This is a genomic window from Micromonospora zhanjiangensis (assembly GCF_042650605.1).
GTDB classification, from domain to species: domain Bacteria; phylum Actinomycetota; class Actinomycetes; order Mycobacteriales; family Micromonosporaceae; genus Micromonospora_J; species Micromonospora_J zhanjiangensis.
The window spans coordinates 175,224-190,370 of sequence record NZ_JBHSBN010000004.1; the positions used below are offsets into that span (position 1 = coordinate 175,224).

At 73.1% G+C, this 15,147-nt stretch carries 19 protein-coding genes; 12 read left to right on the forward strand and 7 right to left on the reverse strand.

Annotated elements, in window-relative coordinates; all coding sequences use genetic code 11:
• Genes ACFOX0_RS08535 through ACFOX0_RS08550 form a run of 4 tightly spaced genes read left to right on the forward strand, consistent with a single transcriptional unit; the run spans nucleotide 1 to nucleotide 4,061 of the window.
• Nucleotides 1–1,440, forward strand: coding sequence for a PfkB family carbohydrate kinase (locus ACFOX0_RS08535; protein WP_377543571.1), 1,440 nt, complete (start codon nucleotides 1–3; stop codon nucleotides 1,438–1,440).
• Nucleotides 1,437–2,138, forward strand: a complete 702-nt coding sequence (locus ACFOX0_RS08540; protein ID WP_377543319.1) for an SDR family oxidoreductase — start codon at nucleotides 1,437–1,439, stop codon at nucleotides 2,136–2,138. The genes ACFOX0_RS08535 and ACFOX0_RS08540 overlap by 4 nt, the downstream gene beginning before the upstream one ends.
• Nucleotides 2,135–3,091 carry a glycosyltransferase family 9 protein gene (locus tag ACFOX0_RS08545; RefSeq protein WP_377543321.1) on the forward strand — a complete coding sequence of 319 codons (957 nt, stop codon included), beginning with the start codon at nucleotides 2,135–2,137 and terminating at the stop codon, nucleotides 3,089–3,091. Before ACFOX0_RS08540 ends, ACFOX0_RS08545 begins: the two co-directional genes overlap by 4 nt.
• Nucleotides 3,072–4,061, forward strand: a complete 990-nt coding sequence (locus ACFOX0_RS08550; RefSeq protein ID WP_377543322.1) for a DNA topoisomerase IB — start codon at nucleotides 3,072–3,074, stop codon at nucleotides 4,059–4,061. Before ACFOX0_RS08545 ends, ACFOX0_RS08550 begins: the two co-directional genes overlap by 20 nt.
• 61 nt (nucleotides 4,062–4,122) lie before the next feature.
• Here the strand turns inward: ACFOX0_RS08550 and ACFOX0_RS08555 are convergent, their stop codons facing one another.
• The 6 genes from ACFOX0_RS08555 to ACFOX0_RS08580 all read right to left on the reverse strand — a co-directional run bounded on the left by ACFOX0_RS08555 (nucleotide 4,123) and on the right by ACFOX0_RS08580 (nucleotide 9,751).
• Nucleotides 4,123–4,626 carry a hypothetical protein gene (locus ACFOX0_RS08555; RefSeq protein WP_377543324.1) on the reverse strand — a complete coding sequence of 168 codons (504 nt, stop codon included), beginning with the start codon at nucleotides 4,624–4,626 and terminating at the stop codon, nucleotides 4,123–4,125.
• 44 nt (nucleotides 4,627–4,670) lie between these two features.
• Nucleotides 4,671–6,308, reverse strand: coding sequence for a RecQ family ATP-dependent DNA helicase (locus ACFOX0_RS08560; RefSeq protein WP_377543325.1), 1,638 nt, complete (start codon nucleotides 6,306–6,308; stop codon nucleotides 4,671–4,673).
• 125 nt (nucleotides 6,309–6,433) lie between these two features.
• Nucleotides 6,434–7,384: a TIGR03557 family F420-dependent LLM class oxidoreductase gene (locus ACFOX0_RS08565; protein WP_377543326.1), complete on the reverse strand. Its 951-nt coding sequence runs from the start codon at nucleotides 7,382–7,384 to the stop codon at nucleotides 6,434–6,436.
• Nucleotides 7,385–7,499: 115 nt separating this feature from the next.
• A complete protein-coding gene (locus ACFOX0_RS08570; RefSeq protein ID WP_377543327.1) occupies nucleotides 7,500–9,002 on the reverse strand; it encodes a M1 family metallopeptidase in 1,503 nt (500 codons plus the stop codon).
• An 88-nt stretch (nucleotides 9,003–9,090) separates the two neighbouring features.
• A complete protein-coding gene (locus ACFOX0_RS08575) occupies nucleotides 9,091–9,225 on the reverse strand; it encodes a hypothetical protein (protein WP_377543328.1) in 135 nt (44 codons plus the stop codon).
• Nucleotides 9,226–9,286: 61 nt separating this feature from the next.
• A complete protein-coding gene (locus ACFOX0_RS08580) occupies nucleotides 9,287–9,751 on the reverse strand; it encodes a GNAT family N-acetyltransferase (RefSeq protein WP_377543329.1) in 465 nt (154 codons plus the stop codon).
• Between ACFOX0_RS08580 and ACFOX0_RS08585 the strand changes: the two genes are divergently transcribed.
• From ACFOX0_RS08585 to ACFOX0_RS08615, 7 genes are all read left to right on the forward strand, one after another.
• Entirely contained in the window at nucleotides 9,708–10,070 is a 363-nt protein-coding gene (locus ACFOX0_RS08585; RefSeq protein ID WP_377543330.1) for a hypothetical protein, read from the forward strand. The two genes, ACFOX0_RS08580 and ACFOX0_RS08585, sit on opposite strands and share 44 nt — an antisense overlap.
• Nucleotides 10,071–10,126: 56 nt before the next feature.
• A complete protein-coding gene (locus ACFOX0_RS08590) occupies nucleotides 10,127–10,948 on the forward strand; it encodes a DUF1206 domain-containing protein (protein ID WP_377543332.1) in 822 nt (273 codons plus the stop codon).
• Nucleotides 10,949–11,033: 85 nt separating this feature from the next.
• Nucleotides 11,034–12,233, forward strand: a complete 1,200-nt coding sequence (locus ACFOX0_RS08595; RefSeq protein WP_377543333.1) for a mechanosensitive ion channel family protein — start codon at nucleotides 11,034–11,036, stop codon at nucleotides 12,231–12,233.
• 112 nt (nucleotides 12,234–12,345) lie between these two features.
• A complete protein-coding gene (locus tag ACFOX0_RS08600; RefSeq protein WP_377543334.1) occupies nucleotides 12,346–12,780 on the forward strand; it encodes a phage holin family protein in 435 nt (144 codons plus the stop codon).
• Nucleotides 12,780–13,103, forward strand: coding sequence for a DUF3618 domain-containing protein (locus ACFOX0_RS08605; RefSeq protein ID WP_377543336.1), 324 nt, complete (start codon nucleotides 12,780–12,782; stop codon nucleotides 13,101–13,103). The genes ACFOX0_RS08600 and ACFOX0_RS08605 overlap by 1 nt, the downstream gene beginning before the upstream one ends.
• Nucleotides 13,100–13,372, forward strand: coding sequence for a DUF4235 domain-containing protein (locus tag ACFOX0_RS08610; protein ID WP_377543337.1), 273 nt, complete (start codon nucleotides 13,100–13,102; stop codon nucleotides 13,370–13,372). Before ACFOX0_RS08605 ends, ACFOX0_RS08610 begins: the two co-directional genes overlap by 4 nt.
• Before the next feature lie 222 nt (nucleotides 13,373–13,594).
• Entirely contained in the window at nucleotides 13,595–13,798 is a 204-nt protein-coding gene (locus tag ACFOX0_RS08615) for a cold-shock protein (protein ID WP_007075740.1), read from the forward strand.
• 109 nt (nucleotides 13,799–13,907) lie between these two features.
• Here ACFOX0_RS08615 and ACFOX0_RS08620 read toward each other — a convergent pair whose 3' ends face one another.
• Nucleotides 13,908–14,111 carry a hypothetical protein gene (locus ACFOX0_RS08620; RefSeq protein ID WP_377543338.1) on the reverse strand — a complete coding sequence of 68 codons (204 nt, stop codon included), beginning with the start codon at nucleotides 14,109–14,111 and terminating at the stop codon, nucleotides 13,908–13,910.
• A 189-nt stretch (nucleotides 14,112–14,300) separates the two neighbouring features.
• Between ACFOX0_RS08620 and ACFOX0_RS08625 the strand changes: the two genes are divergently transcribed.
• Entirely contained in the window at nucleotides 14,301–15,140 is an 840-nt protein-coding gene (locus tag ACFOX0_RS08625; RefSeq protein ID WP_377543340.1) for a trans-aconitate 2-methyltransferase, read from the forward strand.
• Nucleotides 15,141–15,147: the final 7 nt, after the last annotated feature.

Below are 15,147 nucleotides of genomic sequence, written 5' to 3' on the forward strand. Positions count from 1 at the left end.
GTGGTGGTGGGCGACACCCTCCTGGACCGGGACGTCGAGGGCGTGGTCAACCGGCTCTGCCCCGACTCGCCGGTGCCGGTGCTGGACGAGCTGGACGGCACCGACCGCCCCGGCGGCGCCGGTCTCGCGGCGCTGTTCGCGGTCGATCAGGGCTTCGACGTGGCCCTGGTCACGGCGCTCGCCGACGACGCCGGCGGGGCCCGGCTGAGCAACCTGCTCACCGCCGCCGGCGTACAGGTGTTCGCGCTGCCGCTGCCCGGGGCGACCCCGGAGAAGGTGCGGCTGCGGACCCGGGGCCGGGTGCTGTTGCGGCACGACCGGGGCGGCGCGGCCGGCCCGCCGGGCGAGCCGGGCGACGCGGTCCTGGAACTGCTGGCCGACGCCGCGGCGGTACTGGTCAGCGACTACGGACGGGGGATTGCCCAGCAGCCGACGCTGCGCGCGGCGCTGGCCGCCGGGTCGGCGCCGATCGTCTGGGATCCGCATCCGCGCGGTCCGGCGCCGGTGCCGGGGGTCCGGCTGGTCACCCCGAACGAGGTGGAGGCGCACGACCTGGCGGCCACCGGGCCGGGTGGCTCGCGGCTGGTGATGGCCTCCCGGGCGGCGCAGGAGCTGCGCGAGCGCTGGTTGGCCGGTGCGGTCGCGGTGACCCTGGGCGCGGACGGCGCCCTGCTCTGCCACGCCGGGGCGACGCCGCTGGTGGTCCGGCCGCCGGCCGGTGCCGACGGGGACGCCTGCGGTGCCGGTGACCGGTTCGCGGTCGCGGCCACGGTGGCGCTGGCCGAGCGGCAGCTGGTCTCCGAGGCGGTGCAACGGGCGGTGGTCGAGGCGTCCGACTACGTGGCCGCCGGGGGAGTGGCCACCGCCGTACCCGCGACGCCGGTGCCCACCGCGGCCCGGACGTCGGTACCCACCGTGCCGGCCGGCCGGGCCGACCGGATCGGTCCGGATGCCGCCGGTGCGGTGGTCGCCCGGGTACGGGCGGCCGGCGGCACGGTGGTGGCCACCGGCGGCTGTTTCGACCTGCTGCACGCCGGTCACCTGGCCACCCTGGAGGCGGCCAGCCGGCTCGGTGACTGTCTGGTCGTCTGCCTCAACTCGGACGCCAGCGTGACCGGCCTGAAGGGGCCGGACCGGCCGCTGGTCGGGCAGGCCGACCGGTGCCGGTTGCTGGCCGCGCTGAACTGCGTCGACGCGGTGGTGGTCTTCGACGAGGCGACGCCGCACGCGGTGCTGTCCTGGCTGCGGCCGGACGTCTGGGTCAAGGGCGGTGACTACGGCTCCGGCGCCGGGGACGAGTCCGCCCTGCCGGAGGCGGAGATCCTGCGCCGTTGGGGCGGCCAGACGGTCGTGGTGCCCTACCTGGACGGTCGATCGACCTCCAGCATGATCGCCGCCGCCCGGTGGGGCGACGGCCGACGGGTGGAGCGGACCCGATGACCGACACACCGTCCATGCCCGGCCCGTCGATCCTGGTCACCGGGGGGTCGAGCGGCCTCGGCGCCGCCATCGTCGCGGCCGTCGTCACCGCCGGCGGGAGGCCGTCCGTCCTGGACCGCAACCCGCCGGAGAGCGACCTGCCGTTCGTCGCCTGCGACCTGGCCGACACCGCCGCCGCCGAGGAGGCCGTCCGGCAGATCGCCGAGCAGGCCGGTGGGCTGGACGGCGTGGTGACCGCCGCCGGGGTGGACGTGCCCGGTCGGCTCGTCGACGTACCGCGGGAGACCTGGGAACGGGTGGTCGCCGTGGACCTGCTGGCCACCGCCGCGGTCATCCGGGCCGCGCTGCCCCACCTGGAACGGTCGGGCGGCCGGATCGTCACCGTCGCCTCGACGCTCGGGCTGAAGGCGGTCGGTGACGCGACCGCGTACTGCGCGGCCAAGTTCGGCGTGGTCGGGTTCACCCGGGCGCTGGCCGCCGAGCTGTCCGGCTCGGTCGGGGTCACTCTGCTGGTGCCGGGCGGGATGCGCACGTCGTTCTTCGACGAGCGGGCCGAACAGTACCGGCCCGGCCCGGACGCCGTGCTCTGCGAACCGGCCAACGTCGCCGCCGCGGCGCTGTTCGCGCTCAGCCAGCCACCGGGCTGCGCGGTACGGGAACTGGTGGTCTGCGCCGACCGGGAGACGTCGTACCCATGATCCTGGTGCTGCGGGCTCTCGGCGTCGGGGACCTCGCGACCGCGGTCCCGGCGCTGCGCGGGCTGCGCGCCGCGTTCGCCGACCATCCGCTGGTGTTGGCCGCGCCCGGCTGGCTGGAGCCGATGGTGGACCTGGTCGGCGGGATCGACCGGGTGGTCCGCGCCGACGGGCTGGACCCGTTCGACTGGCCCGGCACGCAGCCGTACTGGGCGGTCAACCTGCACGGTCGGGGCCCTCGTTCGCACCGGTTGCTGCAGGGCGCCGAGCCGGTGCTGCTGCGCGCCTTCGCCTGCCCGGAGGCGGGGCACACCGACGGACCGGCCTGGGTCGACGACGAGCACGAGGTGCACCGCTGGTGCCGGCTGCTGGACTGGTACGGCGTACCGTGCGATCCGGCCGACCTGGGGCTGCGGCTGCCGGAGCCGCACCGGCTCGGGATCGGCCTGACCCTGCTGCACCCGGGCGGCAAGGACGCGCGGCGGCGGTGGGCGCCGGACCGGTTCGCCGCGGTGGCCCGGGAGCTGACCCGGCTGGGCCACCGGGTGCTGGTCACCGGCTCGACGGCCGAGCGGGACCTGGTCCGGCACGTCGTCGAGTCGGCCGGGCTGCCGGCCACGTCCGCCCTCGCCGGCCACCTCGACGTGCGGGAGTTGGCCGCCCTGGTCGGTTACGGCCGGCTGGTGGTCAGCGCGGACACCGGGATCGCCCACCTGGCCACCGGCTACGGCACCCCGTCGGTGGTGATCTTCGGGCCGGTCCGCCCGGACCACTGGGGGCCACCACCGGACCGGCCCTGGCACCGGGCCCTGTGGGCCGCGGACCTCGCCGGGGCGGCCGGGGAGCCGGGGACGATCCACCCGGCGCTGGCCGCGGTGGACGTGCGGCAGGTGCTGACGGCGGCGGACGACGCCGAACGGGCCGGGCGGTCCCGGGATGCGGTTGCGGCGCACTGACCTGAACCGCCCCGGGTACGGCCGCCGTCGGCGCGGCCGCGGGGTGAGCTACCTCGATCCGGCCGGCCGGCCGGTCACCGATCCGGCGGCGGTGGCCCGGTTCCGGGGGCTGGTCATCCCGCCGGCCTGGCGGGACGTGTGGATCTCGCCCGACCCGCGCGGCCACATCCAGGCCACCGGCATCGACGCGGCCGGCCGCAAGCAGTACCTCTACCACCCGCACTGGCGGGCCCAGCGGGACGCGGACAAGTTCGACCGGGTGCTGGCGGTGGCCAGCCGGCTGCCGGACCTGCGGGCCCGGGTCGCCGCCGACCTGGACGGCCGGGGGCTGCGCCGGGAGCGGGTGCTGGCCGGACTGGCCAAGCTGCTGGACATGGGCACCTTCCGGGTCGGCAACGACCAGTACGCGGCCGGCGCGGAACCCACCTTCGGGGTGTCCACCCTGCGGGCCGGACACGCCCGGGCCGGGCGCGGCTGCGTGGTGTTCGAGTTCCCCGCCAAGGGCGGGATCCGGCAGGTGCTGCGGATCGAGGACGAGGACGTCTGCCGGGTGCTGCGGGCGCTGCGCCGACACCGGGACGGCCAGCAGCGGCTGTTCGGCTACTGGGACGGCCGGGCCTGGCGGGACGTGCGCAGCGACGACGTCAACGGGTACCTGCGCGAGGCCAGTGGCGCGGAGATGACCGCGAAGGACTTCCGGACCTGGCACGCCACGGTGCTCGCGGCGGTGGAGCTGGCCGCCCGGGCGGACGAACGGTCGGCGACGGCCCGCAGGCGGGCGGTGGCCGGGGTGATGCGCGAGGTGGCGGCCCTGCTGGGAAACACCCCGACGGTGGCCCGCGCCTCCTACGTCGACCCCCGGGTGGTCGACCTCTACCACGACGGCGTGGTGGTCGAGGTGGGACCCGGCTGCCCCCGCCCCGAGGCCGAGGCCGCCGTCCTGGACCTGCTCACCCCGCGCGACGGGTGAGGTCCCGCGTGCTCCGGGAGAGTTCCGCACGAGCCGAACTCTCCCGGTTCACGCCCTGCCTCTAGTCGTAGAGCACGTGGGAGAGGTCGTCGCGGAACCGGCGCTCGGACTCGCTCACCGTCTCGCCACCGATGCCGAGGAAACCACCGCTCGGCGCGGCGGTCACCACGTGGTCGGCGATCTCCAGCAGCCACAGCTTGTACGCGCCGACCTCGCCCTCGTCCACCTTCCCGGCGAGCAGGTCGGACGCGGCCTTGGCCCGCCCCAGGACGTCCTCGATCAGGGCCTGCGGGTCGCTCGGCTGGATCACCGGCAGTTCCTCGCCGACCTCCGGGTCGCCGGTGCGGGAGACCACCTCGCCGGCGACCGCCGCCACCAGGGGGCTGGCCGACTCACGGCCGGCGCCGATGGTCTCCAGGCCGGCCGCGTTCTCCTGCATGGTCCGACGGGTCGAGTCCGACTCGGCGGCGCTGGCGGCGGTCAGCACCGCCTGCGGCAGCCCGACGAGCAGCCCCCACTCCTCGTCGGAGAACCCGAATTCGGTGTACACCGGCTGGTCAGTCACGACAAAACCCCTCTGGTCAATCGGATCGACGGAATCACCCTAGGTCACGCCGTGTCGGCGGTGAGCAGACCCTGCTCGCTCACCACCGGCACGGAGAGGGTCTTGTACCCCACGTCGTCGAAGAGCACCGTCATCTTGTCGTCCTCGTAGCTGAGCACCAGGCCGGCGCCCCACTCCGCGTGCCGTACCTGGCTGTGCACCGGGAACGGGCCGCTCGCGCCGTCGGCGGCGGTGCTGGTGCCGGCCAGGCAGTTGTCGCAGTGCCCGCAGACGTGCGTCATCTGCTCGCCGAAGTAGGCCAGCAGGGCCTGCCCCCGGCAGCCCCGCGTCTCGGCGAACGCCCGCATCATGTCGGTCCGGGACCGGGTCACCGTCTGCTGCCGTTCCGCCTCCCGCAGCGCCGCCTGCGCGGCCGGCGCCGGCGTCGGGGCGTACCGGGGAGCGGCGAGCTGGTGGCTGCCGTGCGGCGCGACGGCGCCGACGTGCTCCAGCAGGGCGAGGTACTGGCCGAGCTTGCGCGGTCCCAGCCCGCTGGCCTCCTTCAGCGCCGTCTTGCTGGTCGGGCCCTTGCGGACCAGCGCGGCCAGGTCGCGCAGCTCGGCCTCGTCCGGCGTCCCGCCGCTGAAGAACCGCTGCAGGCCGACGTCCTCGGCCCGCCACAGCAGCAGCACCCGGGAACTCTCCCCGTTGCGGCCGGCCCGGCCGATCTCCTGCAGGTAGCTGTCCGGCGAGTCGGGCAGCGCCATGTGCACCACCCAGGCGATGTTCGGCTTGTCGATGCCCATCCCGAACGCCGAGGTGGCCACCATGATCGGCACCTGGTCGTCGAGGAATGCCTCGTGCAGTTCGTGCCGGGCGTTCGCGGGCATCCCGCCGTGGTAGAACTTCGACTCGAAGCCGGCCCTGGTGAGCTTCGCGGCCAGTTCCTCGGCGGCCCGGCGGGTCGGCACGTAGATGATCCCGGGCCGCTTGTCCTCGCGCAGCAGCGCGATCAGCCGCCGCCACCGGTAGTCCTCGGTGGGGCAGTGCGCCACCTCGACGAACAGGTTCGACCGGTCCAGCCCGGAGACGACGATCTTCGGGTTGTTCAGGCCGAGCCGCTCGATGATGTCGTCCCGCACCGGCGGGGAGGCGGTGGCGGTCAGCGCCACCACCGGCGGCCGGCCGATGCCCCGGATCAGGTGCCCCAGCGCCAGGTAGTCCGGCCGGAAGTCGTGCCCCCACGCCGAGATGCAGTGCGCCTCGTCGACCGCCACCAGGGCCGGGCGCAGCGCCCGGACCTCGGCCAGCCGGTCCGGATTGCTCAACTGCTCCGGCGTGATGAACAGGAACTCGGCCGAACCGTCGCGGATCGCCTCCAACGCGTCGGCCTGCTGCCTCGCGCTCTCGTTGGAGCTGATCCGGACGGCCCGCAACTCGGGACGCTGCCGCTCGTTGAGCGACGCGATCTGGTCCTGCTGGAGTGCCAGCAGCGGCGAGATCACCACCGTCGGGCCCGGGATCAGGCTCGCCGGTATCTGGTAGATGGCCGACTTGCCGGCGCCGGTGGGCAACACCACGAGGGTGTCGCGCCGCTTCATCACCGACCGCATGGCGGCAAGCTGGTTGGGCCGCAGGGTACGCCAGCCGAAGAGGTTCTTCGCGGCGCGTCGCAGCCGGGTCGAGTGCAGAGGCAGTTTCATCAAGGGCCCGAGGTACCCCCGCCCTCGGAGATCGAAACGGCCTGCGGATCCCTCCGCTGTGGACCGTCGGGACAGCGGCCCTCGGGTGTCCGAGGGCCGCTGTCCCGATCCGGTGGGCACCCCGCTCACCGCAGCCGGGGCAGGACCTCCTTGGCGTACAGGTCGAACAGGCCCTGGTAGTGCGGGCCGGTGTTGGCGACGTAGATCTCGTCGAACCCGGCCCGGGCGTACTTGTCGATCATCTCCAGGTGGGCGTCCGGGTCGTTGCCGCAGACGAACGCCGACTTGACCTGCTCCCTGCTGACGTTCTGCGCGGCCTGCTCGAAGTGCCGGGGCGACGGCAGCACCTGGGACAGTTCGCCGGGCACCCCGGCGTTCGGCCACTTCTCGTACGCGATGTCGGCGCCCTCGTCGACGGTCGGCGCGAACGCGGCCTTGAACCCGGCCTGGCACGGCTTGTCCCCGCCGCCGTTCTCCCGGAACCGCTTGACCATGTCGCCGTCCGGCATCGTGCTGACGTAGCCGTCACCGATCCGGGCGGCCAGGTCGATCGCCTTCGGGCCGAACCCCGAGACGTAGACCGGCGGGGGAGTGTCCGGCAGCGTGTAGACCCGGGCCTGCTCGACCGTGTAGTGCCTGCCGTGGTGGGTGACGAAGCCGCACTGCCACAGCTTCCGCATCACCTCGACGGACTCCTCCAGCATCGCCAGCCGGACGTCGGCACCCGGCCACGCGTCGCCGAAGATGTGCTCGTTCAGCGCCTCGCCGCTGCCCACGCCGAGCACGAACCGGCCGGAGTGCAGCACCGCGCTGGTGGCCGCCGCCTGCGCGACGACGGCCGGGTGGATGCGTACGGTGGGGCAGGTGACGGCCGTGGTGACCGGCAGTTGGCAGACCTGACTCAGCGCGCCGATCGTCGACCAGACGAACGGGCTCTGCCCCTGCGCGTCCACCCACGGGTGGTAGTGGTCCGAGATCCACAGCGCCTCGAAACCGGCCCGTTCGGCGCCGCGCGCCTGGTCGAGCAGCTCGGCGGGGGTGTATTCCTCGCTGGACAAGAAGTAACCGATGCGCATTGGCCTGTTCTCCCTCGCGCGGCTGGTGGCGTTCCACCGGACCCGTACCCCGGTCCGCGCCGCTCATGCACGAGGGCCGGCGGCCCGGCCGCCGGCCCTCTCCCGCCCGTCGAGATCAGTGGTGCAGCAGGTCGTGCGCCTGGCGCAGCTTCGGCCAGGACTTCGGCTGGGCCGGCGTGGCCGCCGTGTGCCGCGCCGCCGTCCCGGTCAGCTCGGGCCGGCCCTTGGTGAACAGCCAGGTGGTGAAGAGCGCGTCCAGGTCCTTGCCGGAGATCCGCTCGGCGAGCGTCTGGAACTGCTCGATGGTGCCGTTGCCGTACTGGTGGCTGGCCGCCCAGCGGGGCAGGATGCGGAAGAACGCGTCGTCACCGACGGCCAGCCGGAGCTGGTGCAGGGCCATCGCGCCCCGGTCGTAGACGGCGCCGTCGAACACCCGGTCGGCGCCCGGGTTGCCCGGCAGCACCTGCCAGAACTCGTCGTCGGCCGGGTAGAGCGCGTAGGTGAAGTCGAACAGCTCCTGCGCGGTGCCCTCACCCTGCTCCTCGGACCAGAGCCACTCGGCGTAGCTGGCGAAGCCCTCGTTGAGCCAGATGTTGCGCCACTCCTTCACCGAGACCGAGTCGCCGAACCACTGGTGGGCGTTCTCGTGCACGATGACGTACGGGTTCGACCCGCGCCGCCAGAAGCCGGCCGAGTACACCGGCCGGGTCTGTGTCTCCAGGGCGAAGCCGATCCCGTCCGGCGGAGCGGCCACCCCGCCCTGCGCCTCGAACGGGTACGGCCCGAAGATGCCGCTCTCCCAGTCGATGACCTCGGCGGTCCGCTCGACGCTGGCCCGCGCGGCACCGGCCGCCTCACCCAGCCGGGTGCTGTACGCGTTGATCACCGGCTGTCCGTTGGGCGCCGTGTCGGTGACGATGTCGTACTGACCGATCGCCAGGAAGGTGAGGTAGGTGGCCTGCGGCTTGACGCTGCGCCAGCTCCACCGGGTCCAGCCCAGCAACTCCGGCAGCGGCGGCCGGGGCTGTACCCCGTTGCTGATCACCTCGACGCCGTCCGGCACCGAGACGGAGACGTCGAAGGTGGCCTTGTCCTTCGGGTGGTCGTTGCTCGGGTACCACCACCAGGAGATCTCCGGCTCGTTGACGGCGAGCGCCCCGTCCGCGGTCCGGGTCCACGCCGTGTAGCCGTCGTACTTCACCTGCGACGGGATCCCGGCGTACTTGACCACCACGGTCAGCTGCTGGTCCTTGGTCACCGGCCGGGCCGGCGTGACCACCAGTTCGTGGCCGCCCCGCCGGGCGTGGCCGGCGGTCCAGCCGTTCACCTTCACCGACTCCACGTCGAGCAGGAAGTCGAGGTTGAACCGGGACAGATCCTTCGTGGCCCGGGCCACGATGGTGGTGGTGCCGCTGAGCTTGTCGGTGGCCGGGTCGTAGCGCAGCCGGATGTCGTAGTGGTCGACGTCGTAGCCGCTGTTGCCGTAGTCGGGGAAGTAGCTGTCGCCGAGACCGGGGCCGCCGGGACTCGGCTCGGCCTGGGCGGGCGCGCCGGTCACGGCGCCACCGGCGATGGTCAGGGTCAGGGCGGCGGCTGCCGCCACCAACGCTCTCCGCACGTGGAGGCTCCCTCCGTCGGGTAGTTGCACCCGGCAAACATATCGAAGGCGTTGACCATTCGCAGCCATGGTTCGGCAATCGGCCGGATCACCGACCGCCCTTGCCGAACATCGACCGGATCGCCGCGATCAGCAGCAGTCCACCGAGGACCAGGCCGACCAGCCGGACGCCCGGAACGTCGTACCAGCTGATCTCCTCGGCCGCGTACCGGATCGGTCCCATGCCGGAACTGTCGCACGGGCCGGGCACCGGGCGCATCCACCCCCCGGCGGGCCGGCCGGGCTCAGGGCCGCTCGACGACCAGGTCGGCGTACTCCGGGTGCCGGCCGATCCAGCCGGCGATGAACGGACACTGCGGCACCACCCGATCGCCGCGCTCGCGGAGCTGGTCGAGGACGGCCCGGGCCAGCGCGGAGCCGACCCCCGACCCCTCGAAGGCGGGATCGACCTCGGTGTGCACCAGGGTCACCACGCCGGGCTCCTGCCGGTAGTCGACGAACCCGGCCAGCGCGTCGTCGACCAGGATCTCGAAGCGGTGCCGGGCGGGATTGTCCTCGACCAGTTGACTCATCCGCTCATTGTGACCGAACCCGGCCGCCCGGCCGCGCCGCCGGGCCGAGCGGCGGCGTGCCGGGCCGGCCGGGCGAGCGCCGGGCGACACGGCCGGTGGATCGTGAGCGGCGTTCTCGTACCCTGGCCGGGTGATGACCCGACGAACGTCCCCCCCGTTCTCGTCCGCCCCCCGCACCGCCGGGGTCGTCGCCGCCCTCGCCCTCGCCGCGACCGTGCTCGCCGGCTGTTCCGGCGAGGGTGCCTCGACCGACTGCGGCCTCGACGCCTGCAAGGTCACCTTCGACCGGAATCTCGACGCGAGCGCGAGCGTGCTCGGGGTGGACGCCAAGCTGGTCGGCGCCGACGCCAACGGTGTCACCGTCGAGGTCGCCGGCGAGCAGCTGACGCTCAGCGTCGACCAGCCGGACGCCCAGGCGGCCGGCCTGTACGTCTCGCTGGACAGCCTGGACGACAGCAAGGCCGTGGTACGGATCGGCCGCAATCCCCGCTCTTAGGGCATTCCGGCCACGGCGTACGTTTGAAAACTCGCCCGGGCGGTGAATGACTGCGCATGTCAGCGACCCATGGTGCGCAAGTCACCGCCTCCCGCGCGGCCAACAGCAAGCCGCTGGAGATCCTCACCCGAGCCGGGTTCATCGGCTACGGGATCGTCCACGTTCTCTTCGCCTGGTTGGCGTTGCAGATCGCCTTCGGCAAGTCGGCCCAGGAGGGCGACCAGACCGGGGCCATGCAGACGCTGGCCGCCCAGCCGATCGGCAAGACGCTGCTCGTCGCGGTGGCCGTCGGGTTGCTGGCGATGGCCCTCTGGCAGTTGTCCGAGGCATTCGTCGGCCACCAGGAGGAGCGGGGCAGGCGCCGGGTGTTCGAGCGGGTCGCCTCGGGCGCCCGGGCCGTCCTGTACGCCTGGTTCGCCTGGACCGCCGTCAAGGTGGTCAACGACGCCGGCTCGTCGAGCGCCGACAAGCAGCAGGCGATGTCCGCGCAGTTGATGTCCTCGGGCGGCGGGCGGTTCCTGGTGGGCCTGGTCGGGGTGGCCGTGCTCGCGCTCGGTGTCGGCATGGTCGGCTACGGTGCGAAGAAGAAGTTCGAGGAGAAGCTGCACACCGAGCGGATGAACGCCGGCACCAGCAAGCTGGCCCGGCGGCTCGGCGTGGCCGGCTACTCGGCCAAGGGCGTCGCGGTGGCCATCGCCGGCGTGCTGGTGGTCGGCGCGGCGGTGACCTACGACCCGGACAAGGCTCGCGGCCTGGACGCCGCGCTGCGTACCCTGCGGGACCAGTCGTACGGCCCGATCCTGCTCACCCTGGTCGCGCTGGGCATCGCCGCCTTCGCCGCGTTCTGTGTGATCCAGGCCAAGTACCGCAAGGTCTGAGGTGGACGCACCGGGAGGTGTCGGGCACCCTTGGGCTTTTGCCTACGACGGGACCGCGCGACCCTCCCGGTAAGGAGCAATCTTCGTGCAGGCGTACCTCTGGACGATCGCCGCCGCCCTGGGCGCCGCGGCGATCGCGCTGCTCGTGGTGCAGACGGTGCACCGGATCGTCCGGGCCCTCGGTCGCCGGTCGGTCCTGCTGGCCGAACTCGCCCAGCACGCACACCGACCGTTCCAGGTCGCGGCGACCGTGTTCGCGGTGCAGGCCGCGGTACGGATCGGCACCGGCCTCTACGCGGTGGGTACCGGCTGGCGCCAGGCGTTGCTGCACGGGCTGGTCCTGCTCACCATCGCGACCACCGCCTGGCTGGTCGCGTCGCTGCTGCTGGTGTGCGAGGACATCGCGCTGGTCCGGTTCCGCACCGACGTGCCGAACAACCGGCAGGCCCGGCGGATCCGGACCCAGATCAACATCCTGCGCCGGCTCACCGTGGTGATCATCGTGGTGCTCGCCCTGGGCGTGATGCTGATGACGTACCCCGCGGTCCGGGGCGTCGGTGCCAGCGTGCTCGCCTCCGCCGGCGTGATCGGTGCCCTCGCCGCGCTGGCCGCCCAGAGTGTCCTGGCCAATCTCTTCGCCGGCCTGCAGTTGGCGTTCGGTGGCGCGGTCCGGCTCGACGATGTGGTGGTGGTCGAGGGGGAGTGGGGCCGGATCGAGGAACTCACCCTCAGCTACGTGGTGGTACAGATCTGGGACGACCGTCGGCTGGTCCTGCCCACCTCGTACTTCACCACCAAGCCGTTCGAGAACTGGACCCGGACCCAGTCCGCGGTGCTCGGCACCGCCGAGTTCGACGTCGACTGGGCGGTCCCGGTGCAGACCATGCGGGAGGAACTGCGCCGCATGGTGGAGGACACCGAGCTCTGGGACGGCCGGGTCTGCGTGCTGCAGGTGACCGACGCCACCGGCGGGTCGGTGCGGCTGCGGGCCCTGGTCAGCGCCGCCGACGCGGGCCGGCTGTGGGACCTGCGCTGCCTGGTCCGGGAACACCTGGTCGAGTGGATCCGCGACCAGCGGCCGACCGTGATGCCCCGGGTGCGCACCGAGATCGGCGACGCCAACAGCGACCTGCCCTGGCAGTGGGTGCAGCCCCGGCGGCGGCCGGTACGCCGGCGCACCGAGGACGTCCCCGACGACGCCCGGGTGTTCGGCGGCAGCGACGACGGCGACGCCCGCAGCAGCAGCTTCGTCGGCCCGGACGAGGTGGTCGAGGCGCCCCGCTGACCCCGAACGGCGGATTCCGGCCCGCTCCCGCCTGCCCCGACTGGTCCCCGAACGCAGGATTGACCTGCCCCAACCCGGGGCATACAGCTCGGGACGTGGAAAGGGGGACGCCATGGCCGACGCCGTCAACAGCCGCCCGACCGGGCCGGCTGCCGAGCTCTCCACCGGCGAGCTGGTGCAGCGCGCGACCGAGCAGGTGTCGCGGCTGATCCGCGACGAACTCGCGCTGGCCCGGGCCGAGCTGACCGAGAAGGGCAAACACGCCGGCATCGGGGTGGGTCTCTTCGGCGGCGGCGGAGCGCTCGCGCTGTACGGGCTGGGCGCCCTGGTCGCCGCGGCCGTTCTGCTGCTCGCGCTGGTCGTACCGGCCTGGTTGGCCGCCCTGATCGTGGCGGTGGTGCTGTTCGCGCTCGCCGGCATCCTCGCGCTGGTCGGTAAGAACCAGGTCAAGCGGGCGGTGCCACCCGTTCCCACGGCGGCCGCGGACAGCGTGCGGGCCGACGTGGACGCGGTCACCACCGCCGTCAAGGACAGGGGACGGTCGTAATGGGCAGCGGGAACAACGGACAGGGCGATCCGGAGGCCCTGCGGCAGAACATCAGGCGGACCCGCGCCGAACTGGGCGAGACCGTGCAGGCGCTGGCCGGCAAGGCCGACGTGAAGGCGCGGATCAAGGATTCGGCGGCCCAGGCCTCGGCCCGGGTGCGCAGTCGGGCCGCCGAGAAGACCGCGCTGGTCCGTGAGCAGGCCGGCCAGACGGCCGAGCTGGTGCGGGACGCCGGGCGCGGTCCGGTCCCGTGGGCGGCGCTGGCCGCCGGCGCGGCGGCCGTGGTGGTGCTGATTCTGGTGGTACGAGGGAGGCGTAGGTGAGCAAGGCGATCAACAAGGTGGCCTACAAGCCGGTGGGCGTGTTGCTGGGCATCACCGCCGGCATGCTCGCCGGGGCGGTGTTCCGGCAGGTCTGGAAGGTGACGGCCGGCGACGGCGAGGCGCCCAGCGCCACCGACGAGGACCGGGGCTGGGGCGAGATCCTGGCCGCGGCGGCCCTGCAGGGCGCGATCTTCGCCGTCGTCCGCGCGGCCGTCGACCGGGGTGGTGCGGTCGGGGTCCGCCGACTGACCGGCCGCTGGCCCGACTGACCGACCAGCGAAGGTTACGGTCTGTCAGGTCACATGTCGGAGAATTTCGTCGGGTGGGGTGTACGAGTTTTTCCGTCCGTGATTTGCTGTTCCACGCTGTTGAGAGATGGCGTGGGTTGAGAGAAGTCCTCCTGTGTGGGGGCCGCCTCAGGCGCCGCTGCTCGAAAAACGGCCAACCGGCCGCACGGCGTGCTTGGCCGCCAGTTTCAGAAGGAGATACACATGGCGCAGGGAACCGTGAAGTGGTTCAACGCAGACAAGGGCTTCGGCTTCATCACCGTTGACGGTGGGGGTGCCGACGTGTTCGTCCACTTCTCGGCCATCCAGACCAGCGGCTACCGCACGCTGGAGGAGAACCAGCGGGTGGAGTTCGAGATCGCCCAGGGTCAGAAGGGTCCGCAGGCTGAGCAGGTGCGCCCCATCTGATCCAGCTCTGGCCGGCGACGCACCGGCCGGACACGTACCCTGTCGAGCCCCGCGGTCCGTCCGGACCGTGGGGCTCGATCTGTTCGTCCCGCCGGGACCGCGTCCGGTCTCACCGACGAGTGCCTCGACCGCGTAGGCGCAGTCCGAGGTAGAGGCAGGCCAGTCCGACCAGGACGACGACCGGGCCGACGATCGCCCAGACCGTCTCTCCGGTCAGCACGCTTCCCTCGACGTAGCCCAGACCCTGCAACGTCCACAGCGCGCCGAGGATGACGGCCAGCAGGCCGAGGGTGAGTGGCAGCCAGCCCTTCATCGCCTTCCCCTTTCCGGTTCGTGCTCAGGACCAGACCCTAGAGGATCGGACCCGGCGGTCCGGGCCCGCGGTGCCCAAGCCGGTCCCGTCCGCCGCCGGCACCCAGCGCCGATCGGGGTTGTGCCGGCCACCGGGCAGCTCTAGGCTTCAACAAGACGTACGTACGGTTTTCTCGTCTGGACGGTGCGCATGTGGGATCCGAAGAGCTACCTGCGGTACGGCGACGAGCGGTCCCGGCCGTTCCACGACCTCGTCGCCCGGATCTGCACGGCCGACCCGACCGAGGTGGTCGACCTGGGCTGCGGTCCGGGCACCCTCACCGTCGGACTCGCCGACCGCTGGCCGCGGGCCCGGATCGGCGGCCTCGACTCGTCCCCCGAGATGATCGCCGAGGCCCGCCGGCTCGGCTCGTCGGTCGACTTCAGGGTCGGCGACGTGACCGACTGGGTGCCCGGCCCCGAGGTCCGGGTGGTGCTGGCCAACGCGGTGCTGCAGTGGGTGCCCGGTCACGAGGAGCTGCTGCGCCGCTGGGCCGCGGCCCTCGCCCCGGGCAGTTGGCTGGCCGTGCAGGTGCCCGGCAACTTCGAGGCGCCCTCGCACCGGGCGCTGCGCGCCCTCGCCGGGCAGCCGCGCTGGCGGGACCGGGTGACCCCCCGGTTGCGCGCCGACCCGGTCCGGGAACCCGTCGAGTACGCCGCCCTGCTGGCCGCCGCCGGCTGCCGGGTGGATGCCTGGGAAACTACCTACGTGCACCTGCTCCCGACCGCCGGGACGGCCGAGCATCCGGTCCTCACCTGGATGGACGGCACCGCGCTGCGCCCGGTCCGGGCCGCCCTGGCCGGCGTCGACGACCGGGACTGGGTGGACTTCCGCCGCGCGCTCGGCGACCGCCTCGCCGAGGCGTACCCGGTCCGCGACGGGCAGGTGTACTTTCCGTTCCGCCGCGTCTTCGTCGTGGCCCGGGTGGGTACGCGTGCGGCCGGGTCGGCCGCGTCGCCACCGTCCGGGGCACCGGACGCCCGCTCGTAGGGAGAAC